This is a genomic window from Pedobacter sp. GW821-FHT01D05, from assembly GCF_059422505.1.
The window spans coordinates 1,270,693-1,288,818 of sequence record NZ_JBWKXA010000001.1 but is presented as its reverse complement, the minus strand read 5'-3'; the positions used below and the strand labels follow the sequence as shown (position 1 = coordinate 1,288,818).

Here is an 18,126-nt window from a genome sequence, read left to right as displayed (position 1 = left end):
TTTATGAAGATTGATGCCAATAACATCGAGCATTTTTATGATAAAGCCTACGATTGGATAATTGACAAAGGACCATCGGTAATTTTAGGTATAGTGTTGCTTATTTTAGGCTTATGGCTAATTAAGCTTTTGGGAAAATGGATGCAGGGTGGTATGCACCGTAAAGATATAAATCCATCGTTGCGACCATTTTTAACCAGTTTAATACTGATTACCTTAAGGGTTTTACTGGTACTTACAGTAATGCAGATTATTGGCATTCAGCTTACTTTTTTAACGGTACTCATTGGTGGTATTGGAGTTGCGGCAGGCTTGGCTTTATCTGGTACACTGCAAAATTTTGCCAGTGGCGTATTAATTTTACTCTTGAAACCTTTCGTTGTGGGCGATAATATTATTGCACAAAGTCAGGAAGGGACCGTAACATCGATCCAGATATTTTATACCATTGTTAAAACATTTGATAACAGAACGGTAGTTATTCCAAACGGCAAATTATCAAACGAAGTGATTATCAACATCAGCAGAGAAGGCAGCAGGAGGTTGGATATTGAAATGAAGTTTAGCTATGGTATAGATTATGAACAGATTGTAACTGTTTTCAATAAAACGGTCGATGAATTTAAGGATTGTCTCAAAACACCAGAAAGGAGAATTGGTGTGTCTGCTTTAGAAGATAGTGGATTTAAAGTAAGTTTAAATGTTTGGGTTAAAGCACATGGTTTTACAGACACTAAACTTTCTTTTTTGGAAGTGCTGATGAAAAACCTAAAACTTGGAGGAATAAAATTACCTGGTATGCCCGAGTAAAAACTTACTTTCGCAATAATGCATAAATTTTATCCATCAATTCGTCAATATTAAATGGCTTTGCCATAAAGTCATCGGCTTCTATTCCATCTAAGGTATAATTGTTGGCATTATAACGGGCCGAAATCATTAAAACGGGAATATGCTGTGTAGCTGCTGTATCTTTAAGTTCTTTTAAAAGTATCCTTCCATCAGCATCTGGAAGCATAATATCCATGATTATCACATCCGGATTAAATTCCTGAACATGATTAATAAAATCTGCACCTTTGTTTAGTCCATCAACGTTAAAGGCTTCGCTTTCTAAAATAAGGGTTATAACATCAAGGATTGCATGGTTATCTTCAATAACCAAAATATTCTTCTTTGCCAAGATTGAGATGATTTTAAAATTTCAAACAAATATATAATAAAAAATAAATCTCAAAACCGAATTTGCTAAAATAGAGACATTCTAAAAAGAGGCTTAATATTTGTTAATTCGTGAAATTAAATATGCTGCAATATCAAAATACATATGACTAAATTTTCTGTTGACCTAAGCAACTGTGATAAAGAACCCATTCATATTCCTGGTAAAATTCAATCACATGGATTTCTAATAGCAGTTGATAAAAACAGCCTATCCATTACCTACATCAGTGAAAATGTAGAAGTGTTTTTAGCGGAAGAAGCTAAAAGCCTATTAAATAAACAGCTTTCAGTCTTAAACCAGTTTATTAAACAACAAGATCCGGCGTTTCATATCGAAGAGCTGCTTAAGCTAGGTATTATCCGTAAAAGCTTTGATGCAATTAGTCCGCATCCTGTTGAAATTAATGGCCTTTCTTTTTATCTGATTATTTCTTCATCAGTAAGTGAGTGGTTATTGGAATTTGAGCCGGTAACCTTACAATTCGATATTCAGAGTTCCATAGGCCGTTCTGCCTCATCTATGCTTCAGGGGAAAAGTATTTCAGCTTTGTTAAAAGGCGCTGCTCAAGAAGTAAAAAAACTCATCAATTATGATCGGATTATGATCTATAAATTTTTAGAGGATGGTCATGGCGAAGTAGTAGCAGAAGAAAAAGAAGCAGATTTAGAACCATTTTTTGGATTGCATTACCCCGCATCTGATATCCCTAAACAGGCTCGGGTGCTTTATAAACTCAACCTGACCAGGTTAATTGCCGATGTAAACAAAACTGATTCGCCAATTCTAACTTTTAAAGAAAACCAGGCACTCGATTTAACCAATGGTAGCTTACGCGCTGTATCGCCCATACATATTCAATATCTGAAGAATATGGGTGTCCATTCGAGTTTTAGCATATCCTTAATCGCTCATGGCGAATTATGGGGGTTAATTGCCTGCCACAACTACAGTCCTAAGTTTATTGACTACAAAGCCAGGGAAGGCGCTAAGTTAATCGGGCAGATCCTTTCCTCGGCATTAGAATACCGACAGGAAGAAGAAGATGCAGCAGTTATTGAGCAATTTAAAAGTACTGCCAATGTTCTTTTAGAACATTTAAACCGCGACAAGTATTTAGTTGAGGCCATAACTACCCACAAAAGAACTATTTTAGATGTAACCAAAGCTTCGGGGGTAGCCATTTTTTTCGAAAATGAACTTAAAACGATCGGAAATGTACCATCAGAGGAAGAAATAAGAGAACTCCTTGAGTGGTTAAAAACAACCAATGATGAATCGATATATTATACCCATCGATTGTCTGAAATCCATTCTCCGGCTAAAAAATACAAATCAATAGCCTCTGGACTTCTTTCTTGTATGCTCAATAAGGAAATGGGCGAAATGATCATCTGGTTTAAGCCCGAAATCATTACCACTGTGAATTGGGCCGGAAATCCGGAAAAAGCTGCAGTTCCTTCAGAAAATGGTTTGTTAAGCCTGTCTCCCCGAAAATCTTTCGAAATCTGGTCGCATGTAGTTAATAATACTTCGGAAAAATGGATGGCTGAAGAAATTGCCTCCGTTTTAAGGATACGCGAAATTATCATTACCGATATTAATAAAAAGGCCAACGAAATTAGGCTGCTCAACGAAAAGTTACAGGCCGCATACGAAGAATTAGATACTTTTAGCTATACGGTTTCGCACGATTTAAGAACACCGTTAACCTCGATAAAAACTTATGCTGAGCTGATGCTTAAAAATAAGAGCATTGATGAAAATGGCCAAAAAATGCTGAGCAGGATTTTAATAGGCGCTGATAAAATGAATTTCTTAATTAAGGAGATCCTCAATTTGGCAAGAGTTGGCCGTTCTGAAATAAATTTTGAAACAGTTGATATAGGATCTCTGTTAAAAGAAATAAGAAGAGAAGTATGGTCGGCCTTTAAAGCAGACCGTACCGAATTAGTTTTAGGACAACTCCCAAATATAAATGGAGATAAGACCATGATAGCACAGGTTTTCACCAACTTGATCGGAAACGCGGTAAAATATTCTGCCATGGTGGACAAACCCAAAGTAGAAGTTTCTGCGTACATTGATGGAGAAGAGACTATCTACGCAGTTAAAGATAATGGCATTGGAATTGACAACCGTTATTACGATCGGGTTTTTGAGCTCTTTAAGCGAATGGATAATGTTAAGGATATAGAAGGAACAGGGGTGGGGCTGGCTATTGTAAAAAGGGTGGTAGAAAAACACAATGGGAGGGTTTGGTTTGAGAGTAAGTTAAATGCAGGATCGACTTTTTTTGTGGCTTTTAAAAACAGATAAAAATGAAAACACCAGATATATTTTATGTTGAGGATGATGTAGACTATGCATTTTTTATGCAAAGTGCCGTACAAGAGGTTAAGAATACCCTTAATTTAACTATAGTTGAAGATGGTACAGAAGCATTACAAAAACTTCAAAATTTTGCTGAAAGTAAAATCAAACCTAAATTAATTTTGCTTGATTTGAATTTGCCTGGTTTATCGGGACTAGATCTGTTAAAATTTATACGGGATATTCCTTACCTCAAAACGGTACCCGTGATCTTGTTTTCTACATCAGATAATCCCGACGATGTTAAAGCATCGATAGAGTTTGGTGCCAATGCCTATCTTACCAAACCCGATGGTTACGAAAACCTGCTTAAATGTATACATTCTGTACACGATTTTTGGTTTAACCAACATTTGAGGTTAAATTAAAATTTTATAAAACCATATGGGAAGATTCGGGTATTAAATCCGGATCTTTCTTTTTTTAATAATTAAAACCCAAATATGATTGCCAATTTATTGAGAACTGAAACAGCAGAAAACCATAAAACATTAGAATCCTTAATGTTTGTTAATGAGATTATGAACAATTCTTTAAGCATTGATCAGTATAAAAAGCTGTTGACCATTAATTACATCATTCATCAGAAATTAGAGAATATGCTTGCGAATATGCTGGATGCAAATATTGCTGAGCAATTGGAAATGAAAAGCAGATTGAAACTTACTGCTTTAGAAGAAGACTTAAAATATTGGAAAATAGACAATTTAACATTGCCTGGTTTAGATTTTGAACTGTTTGTTCCGAAAAAAAATACTGCCGAAGTTTTAGGTGCGCTGTATGTGTTAGAAGGGGCTACATTGGGCGGAAACGTAATTAAAAGGCATATTTTAGCCAATCCAAATTTTAAAGATCACGAAGAAGGCCTAAATTATTATGGTGTTTATGGTGATGAACTGGGTACAAAATGGAAAATATTTGTCTCAGTAATAAACCAGACCGTTGCTGAGGCCGATTATAAACGCTGTATAAATAGCGCCAATTTAACCTTCAATAACCTGATCAACTTATCCAAACAACTGAATTGAGTTATTAGATTTTGATCTCAAAATCCGAAAAAATACCTCTATAATAGTGCCAGGGCATTTTTTTGATTGTGTAAATGTGCAAAACTTCTTTTAAATAAATATTTGCTTTCTGTTGTTAATTCAAGGTAAATATGTATTATTGAAAAAATAAATTTTTTAAACCTTAAAAACATCAATTAGCGATGGAAAAATTCTCAAAAGTTAAAGCTGCTGTTGCTGCTATTGAAGCAGATGTAGAAAAATTTTATAATGCTGGCAATGCAGCTGCTGGTACTCGTGTGCGTAAAGCAATGCAAGATCTTAAAGTTTTAGCACAAGAAATCCGTGCAGAAGTAACTGACAAGAAAAACTCTGGAAAATAATATTTCGCGAGTAAGAAACAAAAAGGGTTCTGGTATGCCGGGGCCCTTTTTGCGTTTAATGTTAGTTAGACTTACGAAGTCTAACTACGATATGCATGTCAGACTTCATAAGTCTTGCAGCTACTCGTCGTATCGTCACCCTGAACTTGTTTCAGGATCTTCTTTTAGCATGATAAATGCTAACCACGGAGTAGCTAAAAAGCTATTAAAATACTATTTCTGCTTGTAAAGTAAATCCAATAGCCATCGGATCAACATGGCGTTTAAGACTTATACCCTTCATAAAAAGATAAAGCTCCCCATCGCGGAGAGCCTATATCCAACTAACAAAACATATTTTTTTAGGTAAGCCTTAGCTCACATTATCCCTTCTTAACCAATTTATATTCAATTACCGGTTTACCGCGTTCACCACCATCGCCAGAAATGTAGCTGTTGAATTTCAGTTTATAATAATTACCGGTAGCGTCTTTAATAATATAACAAAGATCAGTTTTAACTGCTCCGCCCGTACCAGCTTGGCTAGGTGAAGTTCTCCAGGTTGTACCAATTACATCTTTTGCCGATAGAAAAGTAAGACCAGCCAAATCTGCTTCAGTAAATGTGGCGTAAGCATCTTTTTTAGCTACCATTGCCGCACTTACACCGCCTAAGTTATTGATTGACACAAAATCCTGAACCCAATAAGGCGAGCCTAAACCAGAGTTGAACGTACTATAACTCCATGAAATATCCCATGCACTTTTTACCGGTTCGGCCTGAACAATTTTATTGTTTTCCAATGAAACAAAAACCAGGTTATAGTCTGCACTTTTAGGCACATCCAAAGTTTTTATTACCGTTTCGTTTAGTCGGGCATATTGAATTTTGTAGCCTGAGCCATTACGTGTAACTTTTAATTTAAACCACTTGTCTTTATCCTTATTCCCTTCGTAGCTTAATAAATAAACTTTGTTTTCTGCTTCAGTAGCACTTACTTCGGCAAAAGCTGTTTTAGTGATATTTCCATCCCAATAATCAACTAACGACACCGTAAGCGGATCCATGATATCGTGATTTAAATTAACTGTTGTTCCTGGGTCTGCCAATGTAACAGCTGTAATATCGGTTTTTGATGTTACCGTTGCCGTAGTTTGATAAGAAGGATTAAGTACAACTCTGAATTTACCATCAGAAGTTAACCCGATATTGAAACTCTTTCGCTCTGCAGAAGTCTGTTTATCAGTGCTAAAATCTACATAAACGATATTTGTATAATTTGATTCTGCTGTTTTACCACTAAGGGTTAAAGTACTTCCATCAGAAGGTGGGGCAACAAAAATAGGTTCTTCTGTGTTTTTTTTACAGGCCGTAAATGTTGCAGCTAAACACGCAATAGCGATTAATGAGTTTAGTTTATTCATGTTATTATAATTATGTTGTTTATTGTTAAAGTTTATTCCAGTTATAGGTTAGCCCAAGCACATATGATCTGCCATAACTATATGGAACATCACCACCTGTGCTGTGCGCTCCACCAGTTGCCGTCGAAGTATTGCTTAATTGTGTAACATTAAAGAGGTTTTTAATACCTGCATTAATGGTTAAAGATTTAAATAGATTTTTGTTCAGCATTAAATCTGCGGTATGGAAATCGCCAATTTTCGTCAGTTTTACTGAGGTGGGATCGTTTTCGGCAGTAAGTTTATAGCTTGGTAAGCTCCCCGTATATTTGTAAAAGAGGCTGATACTCCCATTTATTTTCGGAAGCGTATAAGTTATATTCGAGTTTACTTCCGTAGCCCATGCAAATTCAGGAGTCTCCAAGTCTGGATTACTCACACTTAAATCATTATATCGGCCGATATACGATATGCCGAGTGTAGCCTGAATATTTTTATAAATCAATGTATTGTCTAAAGTACCACCCGTGGTTTTATATTTATCTACATTAAATAGTGAGGTGATGGAGTTATCTGTAGGAGACTGGGCAAAATTAATCCTGTTTTTAAACAGATTGTAGAAACCTGATAGCGTAGAACGGAACTGCAAATCTTTTCGATGTAAACCGGCCCAGGCCAAGGAGCCATTAAAACTGTTCGATTCTTCGGCTTTTAAATTGGGGTTACCTAAAATATTATGACTGGCATCTACAAAATCGTAATATAACTCCCTCAATGCCGGGGAACGAAAACCTTTAGCATAAGCCAATCGAAGATCCAGATCTTTAGCTAAAGTAAACTTGGTATTTATTGATGGAATTACGGGGGGAGCATCGTAAATGGAGTTTTTAATAAACCTCAATCCCGGTCTTGCACTTATTCCATTAGCAAATTTAATCTCGGCAGAAATAAAGGCAGCATAATCATTAATTACAGGTGATCCATTAATTCTCTGTCCGCTGGCAGCATCTCTGTTGTACTCGATGCCAGGCTGAAATGAAACTGACTTATTTAAGGTGTAAATTGCAGTGGCCCTAAAAATAGTTGAGTTGAATTTTGCTATATCTTGTTCGCCCTTATCGTCACTTAATCGTTCTGTGTTGTTTGTAAAATTATGGATAACGGTAAGGGTTGATCGTTGTAAATCGGTGTAACCTCCTATAGCTGTAACCTGTAATTTATCATTTAGCCTCCATTCAGACTGCAATTGTTGCGTATAACGTTTGGTGGTGTAGGTAGACAGCTTCCCTTCGAAACTCGATGGATTTATTCCAAAACGCGAATCGATATCCTCGTTTAGCCCATCTAAGCGATACCATAGGCTAAAGTTTTGATTTCTATAGCCGATTTTAATATTACCAAGCCATTGCTCCTTAGGCTTCCATTGATTTTTATAGCTATTAAATTCTTCTAAAAATGCTGTTTTCGGAGCCATATTCCAGCCACCGAATTCGTTGTGTGATGCACCAAGCAAAACACTCCAGCCTTCTTGCTGCCAACTCATACTTAGATGCTGATTATGCTGGCCTGCACCGTTGATTAGGTTATATTCTTTTCCAGCGCTTTCTTCCTGTACACGTGCATTAACGCTTAACAATTGCTTTCCGGCATTTTTGGTTATAATATTAATTACTCCGGCCAGCGCATCGGTGCCATACACAACAGACATCGGACCCTCTACAATTTCTATCCTTTCAATGGTGTTGATGTCGATTTGGTTTAAACTTTCTCGGGCATCCGATCGGTCTACCATCGGCACTCCATCCAATAAAATTTTAATATTTCGGCCAGTCATCCCCATTAAAGAAACATCGGTTGTACCTAAGGTTAAATCGTTACTAAAGCGAAAGCCGAGTTCGGTATTTAAAATCTGCTGCACATTGGCTGCTGCTCTTAGCTTAATCCGCTCTGCACTTATTGTTTTTACATTGTATACCGAATTCCGCAAAGTTTGCGGTCCGTATTGCCCTGTAACTACCACATCTTTCAAATCATTTGCCTTTGTAGTATCAACTTTAATTTCCTGAGCCACAGTAACAAATCCACAAAGCGATAGGGCAATTGATAAATATATCCTCATTTATTTAGACTAATTATAAATAATTGTGCAAATTTGTAGATAATCACAAAAAGCAGATAACGTTAAACGGATAATTAATGCCGCCAAACGGATTAAATGAATAGGGGCCATTATGATTTTTCCTATCAAACCATGGGATGTATAAAATCATGATAGCCTTATTGCATTTTAAAACGATATATACAGATGGAAATTAAACGCTCAGCCTATTCAAAAGGAGATATTATTTATAAGAACACCTATCCTGATGACTTTGATACCCTTAAGGATATAGACGAAATGGCTGTCGCGCTGGAAAAGAATGATGTAAAATACCATATTAACGAAAAGTGGTTTAGGGGGATCCACATTAGCCTTATTGAGGTCCACCCTCAACAGGAAGAAAATTTTCATTTTGAATCTTCTCAGCCACACATTGGTTTTCTATTTTGTCTGAGCGGTACGGTTAATTATGGTTATGATCATCAACAAGATCATTTTTTATCACTGAATAAAGAGGAGCAGGATTTTAATATAGGAAGCGTTAATGCAATTAGATTTAATGTAACGACGAAAACCAAATACCTTTATATACAACTCACAGAACAGTATTTCCTTCAGATAACGGGTGGAAGATCTACTACCGATACCAAAACTGCCATCCCAAAACCCATTAGCGCTGAAATCGGGTTAATACTGCAGCAAATTATTTATCCTAAGCACGAGGGGAGGATGAGGCGCCTATTTCTGGAAGCCAGAATATTTGAATTAATTATCGCCTATTTTAATCAAAAACCAGAAAAACAAACGCTCATTTTAAAAAAGGAAGATGTAGAAAAAATTCTCCTGGCCAAACAGTTGGTAGCGTATGATTTACAGCATCCGAATTCGTTAATGGAGCTGTCGCGTAAGGTTGGTATTAACGATTATAAGCTTAAAAGAGGATTTAAAGAACTAACCGGCTATACAGTGTTTGGCTATTTATATAAAATCAGGATGGAAAAGGCCCATTACTTTCTTTCAAAGGAAAAGAAAACCGTAAATGAGGTTGCTTTCCTTGTAGGTTATAAAAATGCACAACATTTTATCACTGCTTTTAAAAAACAGTTTAATATCTTACCTGGAACTTTAAACAAAAGCTAGAAGCTTAGCGCAAACGTTTGTTTATTCTTTTACCTCATTCACAATCAAATCAGACTCTACAATGGTGTTGTAGTAAGCCTGGTTCTCAGAATTAGGGCTATGAATAAGATCTAAAAGAATATTTGCGGCTTTTTGTCCCTGTAAATATGGGTATTGCTCTACTGAAGCTACTGGCGAATTATCCAAATAGCTGATAATGGGCAGATTTGCATAGCTCACTACATCAAAATCATTTATTACATTCAGTTTCTTGAAATATTTAATCAAGAAGAGTGCTACATAATCATTAAAGGCCACGATTGCTGTAGGTTTACGCTTATGATTTAAAAATTGATTGGCAGCGTCGATAGTACCTTCCTCAGTTAAATCACAGTTCACCACTAACGACGGATCAAATTTTAAGCGGTTAAAAGTAATCGCCTGCATATAGCCATCTTTACGTTCCTCACTCGCGTACAGGGTACTTGGCCCATTAATCATTCCAATACTTCTGTGTCCTTTTTTCAAAAGATAGTTCACAGCTTTAATTGTTGCACTCTCTAAGCTACACGCTACATAATGCACGTTTTTAAAAGGAGGTATCCGATCAAAAAATACGACAGGTATATTAAATGAATTGAGCTTCTCGAAATGATCAAACTTTGAAGTGTCTTTACTGATGGATACCAACAAACCATCTACACGTTGATTTTTCATTTTTTCAACGAGCTTTACTTCCTGGTCGTAATTATCGTGCGACTGCGCAAAAATAACCGTATAGTTTTTCTTAATGGCCTCGTCTTCAATTGCAGAAATAGCAATAGAGAAAAAGTGTTCTGATAGCTCAGGTAAAATAACGCCAATAGTGTAGGTTTTCCCTTTTTGAAAAAGAATTGCCGCATTATTAGGCTCATAGTTTAGAGACTTCGCCAGTTGCTTAATTTTCTCCCTCGTTACCGCTCCAATGCTTGGATGATCGTGCAATCCCCTGGAAACACTGGATGGAGAAATGTTTAAGATTCTGGCTATTTCTTTGATGGTTGTTGGTTTCGACTGCATTCTGAGTGCTAAACTACATTAAATTTCTTCAATATGTAATAATACAAAATTAATCAAACGTTTGCGCTGTTTTTTTTTCTCATTTCTTTCCTCTGCTATATAAATATCAATACTTTCGGAAAAGATAAAGGCCATACGTTCTAAAAATTAATAATAGAAAAATTATAAATAGAAAGCAATTTTAGCCCCTTAAAAAAAACAAAATTGATATACAATCATAAATTATACCCCAATGATTAACAGTAGTACCCCTCAATTTTTGGAGGGGTATTTAAACAAAAAAGACGAGAAGTGTTCGTACCACTCCCCGTCAAATTGGGTTATTTTCCTGCAAGCAGGCACAAAAGTTATCTAAGCTATCTGTTTAACCCTTATCCAAAGGTATAAAATTTATGCATGTTATAAATAAAGCAGTGCCTTATTCTAATTATTTTAAAGTTTTCACAGCAATGCCTCAGCCAGCTGAGGCATTGCTGTTTAAACCCGTGAGAAGTAATCCATACGTCATATATCTAAAGCATGCTATTCTTTTAAAATCATATTCCTACTTTGGTTTTATTAATTTTTAAAAATGATAGCTGTATATCTTTTACTTTTTATCTTAATTGCATTCTTCATTATAACGAACCTGCCTGTTTTTGGCCGTTTACCAAGGGGACAACGATTAAAAAAAATTCACCATCTGGCTAATTATCGTGATGGTGCACTGCAAAATCAATCGGTAACGCCAATGCAGCCTGAGGGTGTAAGCTTTTTTAAGATTTTGAAGGCATTTTTTTTCGAAAAACACCCTGATAAAGTTCCGGATAAAGCACTACCTTTTATTGTGCCTAACATAAACGGCGACCCTAAAAGCGATACCCCTGAAATTATTTGGTTTGGACATTCATCTTATCTAATCAAAATAGAGGGTTTAAGGATTCTGGTCGATCCGGTTTTTAGCAAAACCCCGTCTCCATTTTCATTTATTGGAAGTAAGGCTTTTTTAGGTACAGACGTTGTAAAAGCAGAAGAATTTAGAAATATTGATGTCCTGATCATCACACACGATCATTACGATCACCTGGATTATAATAGTATTTTAAAAATTGTACCACAAGTTAAAACCATAGTTACTTCGTTGGGCGTAGGAGAACACTTAGAAAAATGGGGAATTAAAGTTGATAAGATCAATGAATTGTGCTGGAACGAATCGTTAACATTATTTAATAGCCTGAAGTTAACAGCGGTTCCGGCAAGGCATTTTACCGGAAGAAAATTTAAAAGAAATCAAACCCTTTGGTCGGCCTTTGTATTGAAAACTGAAAACTACCAATTATTTTTGGGTGGTGATTCTGGCTATGATACACACTTCGCCAAAATAGGCGAGGAGTTTGGCCCTTTCGATTTAGCCTTGCTCGAATGTGGGCAGTACAATGCCTATTGGCCGTACATCCATATGTTTCCCGAAGAAACTGTGCAGGCTGCAATCGATTTAAAGGCAAAAGTTTTAATGCCGGTGCATTGGGGAAAATTTAGCTTAGCCATGCACCCCTGGAACGAGCCCATAAAAAGAGTGGTTTTAGCTGCAGCAGCAAAGCAACTTCCTTTGGTTACCCCAAAATTGGGTGAAACAATAATTTTAAATGAATATTTACCGACAGAAAATTGGTGGATTGAGGAATAAAAATTAAACAATAATTGTACTATGGTGTTTAATTCTAAAATCAAATGCAATTATGAAAACTGATCTTGTTGAAATTTTCCAGACCATTAGAGCCGGAATACAGCCCTATGCCACCCGCGGATATACGGTACACGAAAATTCGGAAAACGGGTATGATCTTTATAGTGAAAAAAACGTTGAATTAAACGGTGAAAAAGTAACTGAACGCTTTTTTACAGGCGTTTATATCAATGGGAATGCCGTAGAAGTTAAAATCAATACTGATGAATTTTCTACTACAAATCATAATTTAACCGATTTTGGTAAAAACAAAGCAGGTTTAAAAATTTCAGCACTTGATGATTCCAAATTAAAAGAAGTAGAAACACTGGTAGAAATTATCCATACTAACTTTAAAGAAAAAGAATGGATTTAACAATCTGATGGTTAAATTTGCAGTAGATAATTTTTCTAAAAAACCTTCTACTGATTGAATAATTTAACTTCTGATGCTAACTGGCATCATCAATTAAGCTTAGCACTTGCTAATAACAAAATTGAATGTTTTTTTTTTACAGCGAATGAATTTCGATTATTACAGATTGATCCTCAATTGATCATTCATCTGGTAAGTTTAAACAATGAATTTACCCCGCAACATCTCATTGGATTACAGGAAAAATACCGTCAGGCAGGCATTAAACTCGTTCATCTCTGGGAAGATCTGTGGCAATCAAAACCAGATCAGGTTTTAGCGAGAATAAAATCTTTGCTTGGAAAAAATACCCGTATTCACGGTAGAAAAACTAAAGTATCCAAAATCACCAAACCCGTTGCCGATTCTTTTTTAATTGAAAATCACTTGCAGGGGGCGGTAAGCAGCCGTTATAAAATTGGCCTATTTGAAGAAGAAACGCTTGTAGCGGTTGCTACTTTTTCGGCATTACGCAAAATGAACCATACCGAAAATTATAAATCGGCAGAATTGATCAGGTTTGCGGTTAAAGCAGGTTATTCTATTACGGGGGGACTAAGCAAACTGATAACTTATTTCGCTGAAACATATAAATCTAATGACCTGATGACTTATGCAGATCGAGACTGGTCGGCAGGAGAAGCTTATATTAAATTAGGTTTTAAGCAAACGGCAATTTTGGAGACACAGACTTACGTTCTGGATGAAAATCTAAATCGTCAGATTAAAAAAACCAATCAGGTTATGGGAACGGAAGTGTTTAATACAGGAAGTTTAAAGTTTATTCTCAAATTTTAATGGATCAGCATAATCTCATCATCATTTTAGGTGCAACGGCATCGGGCAAAACGAAACTTGCTGTAAGCGTTGCTGAGGCCTTAAATGGCGAAATTATTAGTGCCGATAGCCGTCAGATATTTAAACGGATGGATATCGGTACTGGTAAAGATTTGCAAGAATATCATATTAATGGTAAAACAATTCCTTATCATTTAATCGACATTTTAGCGCCTGGCGAACGTTATCATGTAGATGCTTTCAAAAACGATTTCTACAAGGCCTTTGAAACCATAACAAAAAAAAACAAAATGCCTATTCTTTGCGGTGGAACAGGCATGTACATCCATAGCCTTTTGCAAAATCAGACCTATACAGCTATTCCTGTAAATGAAGAGCTAAGGGATGAGCTGAGCTTTTTATCTAAAGAAGAACTAATTGTTAAACTCAATAACACTAATCATCAAGACCAAAGTCATGTCGATCTATCTTCTAAAAAGAGATTGATCCGAGCATTGGAAATAGCAGATTTCCTAAAACATAACCAGTTGGAGGCTGTAGAACGGCCAGAAATTAAACCTATTATTTTTGGTTTAAAAAATGAAGTCGAAACAACACGTGCCAAAATCCTGGCAAGGCTCGATCAAAGATTTAAAGCAGGCTTAATTGAGGAGGTAGCGCAATTGATTAAAGAAGGTATTAGTAAAGAAATTCTGGTTTTTTATGGCTTGGAATACAAATTCATTGTTAATTATCTGGATGGCTTATTCACATTTGATGAACTGAAACTAAAACTTGGCATCGCCATTTGCCAATATGCAAAAAGGCAAAACACCTTTTTCAGGAAAATGGAAAAGGACAATGTTGAGATCATTTGGCTCGATGCATCAGCATCTACAAACCTATTACAACAGTTGGTAATTGAAAAAGTTTCACTTAGCGAAAATTAACTTTTATTGGTCATCTTAATGTTGGTTTATGCCCTAAATGATATTAAAAAAGCCCTTTTGGCACAACCTTTGTATTTGTTGCAGCATATTAGTTTAACTCAAAAACAATACTTTAAAATGAAAACAATTACTAAAATCATTGCTACTTCAGCAGCTGTCGTGGCTTTATTCTTTACCACAAATGCTAATGCGCAATCTTCTCAAAAATTAGGAATAGGAATTTTTGGCGGTATACCAACAAGTGATGCATATAGCGTAGCGCTTGGTGCAGATTTACGTTATCAATTTGATATTGATAAACAATTATCGATTCCCGTTACTGCTGGTTATACCCGTTTCTTAGGTAAAGAAATTGGTAATACTGGTGTAGATGTTCCAGATTTTGGATACATTCCTGTAAAAGCTGGTGTTAAATATTTCTTTAACGAATCGGGTTCTGGTATTTATGGTTTAGCAGAACTTGGTGCAGGTTTTGGTACTAACGAAGGTAGTGGAACATCATTTGTGTATTCACCAGCTCTTGGTTATGCCTGGAGTAACGGTTTAGATTTAGGCGTAAAATACGAAGGCTTAGCTAAAGATGGTAACAGTACTGGTTATGTTGGCCTACGTTTAGCATACGGATTTAGTCTATAAGCTTAATCACAAATAACATTGGAAGCCCCCTTTTTTAGGGGGCTTTTTTTATTTCATAACATTCTGAAAAAAATGAAAATTTAAAAATCCACCTCAGGTATTTTAACGTATATAAACCAAACCCTTAATTAATAACTTAAAATATCTAAGATGAAAACAGTTACTAAACTTTTTGCAACGACATTAACGGCCCTTGCAATATTAAGCACTTCAAATTTAAAGGCTCAAACAATGGGCACCACCGAGCCGATGACAACAGGAAGCGGAATGGCTTTTAAAATTGGTGTAGGTGTTAACTATGGGATATTTCCAGATAAATCTGAAATGGATTATGGCTATGGTGCAGATGTAAAACTTCAGTATGATTTAAGCCCTTATGTGGCGGTTACTGCTTCTGGCGGTTATACCCGTTTAAAATGGAAGGGGAGCCCGCTAAAATTCGAGTTCATCCCTGTGATGGGTGGTGTTAGGGTATTCCCGATCGAAAGAATGTACCTTGCTACTGAACTTGGTTCAGGTTTAGCCATAAAAGATGGTGCTAATATGAACTTTATCTATACCGGAGGTTTAGGTTATGAATGGAAAAACGGTCTAGATCTTGGTGTAAAATATGAAGGTTATGTAAACAATAGCGCTTCTGATCTCTACTTCATGAAAACCGGACAATTTAACCTGAGGTTAGCTTATAATTTTAAATTATAATTATAACATCATTTAATTTAAAGTCCCGATGAAAATCGGGACTTTTTTATTTATTTACCATTTTAATTGCTATTTTGAGCCGAAAACCAAATACAATGAAAAGAATATTCGGACTAGTAATACTTACCGCCTTAATGGCCTGTAACCAGGCAGAAAAAAAATCTACTGAAACCAAAGATTCAACAAAAACAGATTCAACATCGGTTAAAAATGAGCTTTCTATAAAAGACAAGCAGAAATCTGAAATCTTTAACCAATATGTAGATTTAAAAAACGCACTGGTAAAATCAGATGCAGCAAATGCACAAAAATCTGCAGCGCATTTACAAACAAGTTTGGCTGCTTATAAAGGTTGTGAGCCTACTGCGGCTGTAGCGGGCAAAATTGCGGGAAGCAATAATCTCGTTTCGCAAAGAAAAGATTTCACAGTTTTAAGCGCTGATTTAATTGCATTGTTAAAAAATGCGGAAATAGAAAAAGGCACAATTTATGTTCAGCACTGCCCAATGGCGAATAAAGGAGATGGAGGTGATTGGCTATCAACCGAAAAGGAAATTAAAAACCCTTATTACGGTAACGAAATGTTAGAATGCGGTAGAGTTGCCGAAGAGATTAAAGCAAAATAAGGTGCTAAACCTGGTTTAATTAAGCATGATTGTTACGTCATTTTGACCAATTATTCATATTAATTTAACAGATTTGTTATGCATGTATATTAATTTTATATAATTTAGAAAGCTATAAACACAATACAATAATATGTCAGATATTGCAGAGATCAAAGTTGATGGTAAGACAGTAGAATTGCCAGTAATTACAGGAACAGAAGATGAAAAGGCCATTGATATTTCAAAATTAAGAGATCTAACAGGTTTTGTTACTTTAGATACTGGTTTTAAAAATACTGGTTCTACAAAGAGTAAAATCACATTTTTAGATGGTGAAAAAGGCATTTTAAAATATAGAGGTTATTCAATCGAAGAACTTGCCGCAAAATCGAGTTTTTTAGAGGTTATTTATCTGATCATTTACGGAGATCTGCCAACACAAAAACAACTTGAAGATCTACAGGCTGACATAAGCAAGCATACTTTGATCCATGAAGACATGAAGAAATTTTTTGATGGTTACCCATCAAGATCTCATCCAATGGGTCAATTAGGTTCTCTGATCTTCTCACTATCTACATTCTATCCTGAGTGTTTAAAACCAAATCAAACTGCAGAAGAACAGGATTTAACCATTATCAAACTTTTGGCTAAATTTCCAACCATTGTTTCTTTCGTTTATAAAAAATCATTAGGTCATCCGCTTATTTATCCAAAAAATAAATACGATTATGTAACCAATTTCCTTTGGATGACATTTGGACAACGTACAGAAGATTACGATGTAAATCCGATTGTGGTTAATGCCATGAATAAATTGCTTATTCTGCATGCAGATCATGAGCAAAACTGTTCAGCATCTACAGTACGTATTGTAGGTTCGTCTGATTGTAATTTATATGCTTCAATTGCTGCTGGTATTGCTGCACTTTGGGGCCCACTACATGGTGGTGCCAACCAGGCCGTAATCGATATGCTTGAGTTGATTAAAGCCGATGGTGGTGATACAGAGAAGTGGATTGCAAAAGCAAAAGACAAGAACGATCCATTCCGTATGATGGGCTTTGGACACAGGGTTTACAAAAACTTCGATCCAAGAGCTAAAATCATTAAAAAAGCTTGTGATGATATCCTAGAAAACCTAGGTATTGATGACCCGATTTTAGAAATTGCCAAGAAATTAGAAGAAGCGGCTTTAACTGATCAATACTTCATCGACCGTAAGTTATATCCCAATGTAGATTTCTATTCAGGTATTATTTACCGCGCATTAGGCTTCCCATCTGAAATGTTTACCGTTCTATTTGCTTTAGGCCGTTTACCAGGATGGATTGCACAATGGAAAGAAATGCACGAAAACAAAGAGCCGATAGGTCGCCCTCGCCAGATTTATGTGGGTGAAACAGATAGAGAATTTGTTGAGCTTAAAGACAGAAAATAATTTCATTAAGCATAAAAAAACCACTCGACACTATCGAGTGGTTTTTTTATGCGTTTATTTTAGCGGTCAATCTTCATCTCGACAGAAGCGTAGCGGAATGGAGAGATCTTTAAGCCTATGTTTAGTGAATAATCTAAAGATTTCTCCACTGCGGTCGAAATGACGATTTATCTTAATCTGCCATGCCAACACCCTTACTCTATTTAGTCCAGTCTTATATAAATGAAGATATCTCAAATAAAACGC

General features: G+C 35.9%; 18 protein-coding genes. 14 read left to right on the top strand and 4 right to left on the bottom strand.

Features of this window, described 5'->3' with window-relative positions; all coding sequences use genetic code 11:
- The first annotated feature begins 3 nt into the window (after positions 1–3).
- Positions 4–810, top strand: a complete 807-nt coding sequence (locus tag AC07VK_RS05290) for a mechanosensitive ion channel family protein (protein WP_492953595.1) — start codon at positions 4–6, stop codon at positions 808–810.
- A gap of 4 nt (positions 811–814) precedes the next feature.
- Here the strand turns inward: AC07VK_RS05290 and AC07VK_RS05285 are convergent, their stop codons facing one another.
- Positions 815–1,183 carry a response regulator transcription factor gene (locus tag AC07VK_RS05285; RefSeq protein ID WP_492953594.1) on the bottom strand — a complete coding sequence of 123 codons (369 nt, stop codon included), beginning with the start codon at positions 1,181–1,183 and terminating at the stop codon, positions 815–817.
- A 144-nt stretch (positions 1,184–1,327) separates the two neighbouring features.
- Here AC07VK_RS05285 and AC07VK_RS05280 point away from each other — a divergent pair, with 144 nt between their 5' ends.
- From AC07VK_RS05280 to AC07VK_RS05265, 4 genes are all read left to right on the top strand, one after another.
- On the top strand, positions 1,328–3,541 hold the full coding sequence (locus AC07VK_RS05280) for an ATP-binding protein (protein ID WP_492953593.1): 2,214 nt from the start codon (positions 1,328–1,330) through the stop codon (positions 3,539–3,541).
- 2 nt (positions 3,542–3,543) lie between these two features.
- Entirely contained in the window at positions 3,544–3,963 is a 420-nt protein-coding gene (locus AC07VK_RS05275) for a response regulator (protein ID WP_492953592.1), read from the top strand.
- A gap of 75 nt (positions 3,964–4,038) precedes the next feature.
- The gene (locus tag AC07VK_RS05270; protein WP_492958828.1) at positions 4,039–4,623 is read left to right on the top strand and encodes a biliverdin-producing heme oxygenase; all 585 of its coding nucleotides are present in this window, start codon (positions 4,039–4,041) and stop codon (positions 4,621–4,623) included.
- A gap of 182 nt (positions 4,624–4,805) precedes the next feature.
- The gene (locus AC07VK_RS05265; protein WP_010602585.1) at positions 4,806–4,985 is read left to right on the top strand and encodes a BF3379 family histone-like protein; all 180 of its coding nucleotides are present in this window, start codon (positions 4,806–4,808) and stop codon (positions 4,983–4,985) included.
- Positions 4,986–5,347: 362 nt separating this feature from the next.
- On the opposite strand, the gene AC07VK_RS05260 is transcribed toward AC07VK_RS05265, so the two are convergent.
- Positions 5,348–6,388 carry an HmuY family protein gene (locus AC07VK_RS05260; RefSeq protein WP_492958826.1) on the bottom strand — a complete coding sequence of 347 codons (1,041 nt, stop codon included), beginning with the start codon at positions 6,386–6,388 and terminating at the stop codon, positions 5,348–5,350.
- Positions 6,389–6,413: 25 nt separating this feature from the next.
- Positions 6,414–8,486, bottom strand: a complete 2,073-nt coding sequence (locus AC07VK_RS05255) for a TonB-dependent receptor plug domain-containing protein (protein ID WP_492958824.1) — start codon at positions 8,484–8,486, stop codon at positions 6,414–6,416.
- 186 nt (positions 8,487–8,672) lie between these two features.
- Between AC07VK_RS05255 and AC07VK_RS05250 the strand changes: the two genes are divergently transcribed.
- Positions 8,673–9,608 carry a helix-turn-helix transcriptional regulator gene (locus AC07VK_RS05250; RefSeq protein ID WP_492958822.1) on the top strand — a complete coding sequence of 312 codons (936 nt, stop codon included), beginning with the start codon at positions 8,673–8,675 and terminating at the stop codon, positions 9,606–9,608.
- Positions 9,609–9,629: 21 nt separating this feature from the next.
- Here AC07VK_RS05250 and AC07VK_RS05245 read toward each other — a convergent pair whose 3' ends face one another.
- Entirely contained in the window at positions 9,630–10,646 is a 1,017-nt protein-coding gene (locus tag AC07VK_RS05245; protein ID WP_215128868.1) for a LacI family DNA-binding transcriptional regulator, read from the bottom strand.
- A 571-nt stretch (positions 10,647–11,217) separates the two neighbouring features.
- Between AC07VK_RS05245 and AC07VK_RS05240 the strand changes: the two genes are divergently transcribed.
- From AC07VK_RS05240 to AC07VK_RS05205, 8 genes are all read left to right on the top strand, one after another.
- On the top strand, positions 11,218–12,312 hold the full coding sequence (locus tag AC07VK_RS05240; RefSeq protein ID WP_492958820.1) for an MBL fold metallo-hydrolase: 1,095 nt from the start codon (positions 11,218–11,220) through the stop codon (positions 12,310–12,312).
- Between the two features lie 52 nt (positions 12,313–12,364).
- Positions 12,365–12,727 carry a hypothetical protein gene (locus AC07VK_RS05235; protein ID WP_492953586.1) on the top strand — a complete coding sequence of 121 codons (363 nt, stop codon included), beginning with the start codon at positions 12,365–12,367 and terminating at the stop codon, positions 12,725–12,727.
- Positions 12,728–12,781: 54 nt separating this feature from the next.
- Positions 12,782–13,564: a hypothetical protein gene (locus AC07VK_RS05230; RefSeq protein ID WP_492958818.1), complete on the top strand. Its 783-nt coding sequence runs from the start codon at positions 12,782–12,784 to the stop codon at positions 13,562–13,564.
- Positions 13,564–14,493: a tRNA (adenosine(37)-N6)-dimethylallyltransferase MiaA gene (gene miaA / locus AC07VK_RS05225; protein ID WP_492958816.1), complete on the top strand. Its 930-nt coding sequence runs from the start codon at positions 13,564–13,566 to the stop codon at positions 14,491–14,493. Before AC07VK_RS05230 ends, miaA begins: the two co-directional genes overlap by 1 nt.
- A gap of 117 nt (positions 14,494–14,610) precedes the next feature.
- On the top strand, positions 14,611–15,129 hold the full coding sequence (locus AC07VK_RS05220) for a hypothetical protein (RefSeq protein WP_426329591.1): 519 nt from the start codon (positions 14,611–14,613) through the stop codon (positions 15,127–15,129).
- Between the two features lie 150 nt (positions 15,130–15,279).
- The gene (locus AC07VK_RS05215) at positions 15,280–15,831 is read left to right on the top strand and encodes a hypothetical protein (protein WP_492953583.1); all 552 of its coding nucleotides are present in this window, start codon (positions 15,280–15,282) and stop codon (positions 15,829–15,831) included.
- Between the two features lie 95 nt (positions 15,832–15,926).
- The gene (locus AC07VK_RS05210) at positions 15,927–16,457 is read left to right on the top strand and encodes a DUF3347 domain-containing protein (RefSeq protein WP_492953582.1); all 531 of its coding nucleotides are present in this window, start codon (positions 15,927–15,929) and stop codon (positions 16,455–16,457) included.
- A gap of 133 nt (positions 16,458–16,590) precedes the next feature.
- Entirely contained in the window at positions 16,591–17,880 is a 1,290-nt protein-coding gene (locus AC07VK_RS05205) for a citrate synthase (protein ID WP_057934373.1), read from the top strand.
- The last annotated feature ends 246 nt before the right edge of the window (positions 17,881–18,126 follow it).

Coding starts and splice junctions, on each gene's coding strand:
- AC07VK_RS05270 (WP_492958828.1), top strand. CDS start 4,039: ATGATTGCCAATTTATTGAGAACTGAAACAGCAGAAAACCATAAAACA.
- AC07VK_RS05280 (WP_492953593.1), top strand. CDS start 1,328: ATGACTAAATTTTCTGTTGACCTAAGCAACTGTGATAAAGAACCCATT.
- AC07VK_RS05210 (WP_492953582.1), top strand. CDS start 15,927: ATGAAAAGAATATTCGGACTAGTAATACTTACCGCCTTAATGGCCTGT.
- AC07VK_RS05245 (WP_215128868.1), bottom strand. CDS start 10,646: ATGCAGTCGAAACCAACAACCATCAAAGAAATAGCCAGAATCTTAAAC.
- AC07VK_RS05220 (WP_426329591.1), top strand. CDS start 14,611: ATGAAAACAATTACTAAAATCATTGCTACTTCAGCAGCTGTCGTGGCT.
- AC07VK_RS05215 (WP_492953583.1), top strand. CDS start 15,280: ATGAAAACAGTTACTAAACTTTTTGCAACGACATTAACGGCCCTTGCA.
- AC07VK_RS05205 (WP_057934373.1), top strand. CDS start 16,591: ATGTCAGATATTGCAGAGATCAAAGTTGATGGTAAGACAGTAGAATTG.
- AC07VK_RS05250 (WP_492958822.1), top strand. CDS start 8,673: ATGGAAATTAAACGCTCAGCCTATTCAAAAGGAGATATTATTTATAAG.
- AC07VK_RS05255 (WP_492958824.1), bottom strand. CDS start 8,486: ATGAGGATATATTTATCAATTGCCCTATCGCTTTGTGGATTTGTTACT.
- AC07VK_RS05260 (WP_492958826.1), bottom strand. CDS start 6,388: ATGAATAAACTAAACTCATTAATCGCTATTGCGTGTTTAGCTGCAACA.
- AC07VK_RS05275 (WP_492953592.1), top strand. CDS start 3,544: ATGAAAACACCAGATATATTTTATGTTGAGGATGATGTAGACTATGCA.
- AC07VK_RS05235 (WP_492953586.1), top strand. CDS start 12,365: ATGAAAACTGATCTTGTTGAAATTTTCCAGACCATTAGAGCCGGAATA.
- miaA (WP_492958816.1), top strand. CDS start 13,564: ATGGATCAGCATAATCTCATCATCATTTTAGGTGCAACGGCATCGGGC.
- AC07VK_RS05240 (WP_492958820.1), top strand. CDS start 11,218: ATGATAGCTGTATATCTTTTACTTTTTATCTTAATTGCATTCTTCATT.
- AC07VK_RS05265 (WP_010602585.1), top strand. CDS start 4,806: ATGGAAAAATTCTCAAAAGTTAAAGCTGCTGTTGCTGCTATTGAAGCA.
- AC07VK_RS05290 (WP_492953595.1), top strand. CDS start 4: ATGAAGATTGATGCCAATAACATCGAGCATTTTTATGATAAAGCCTAC.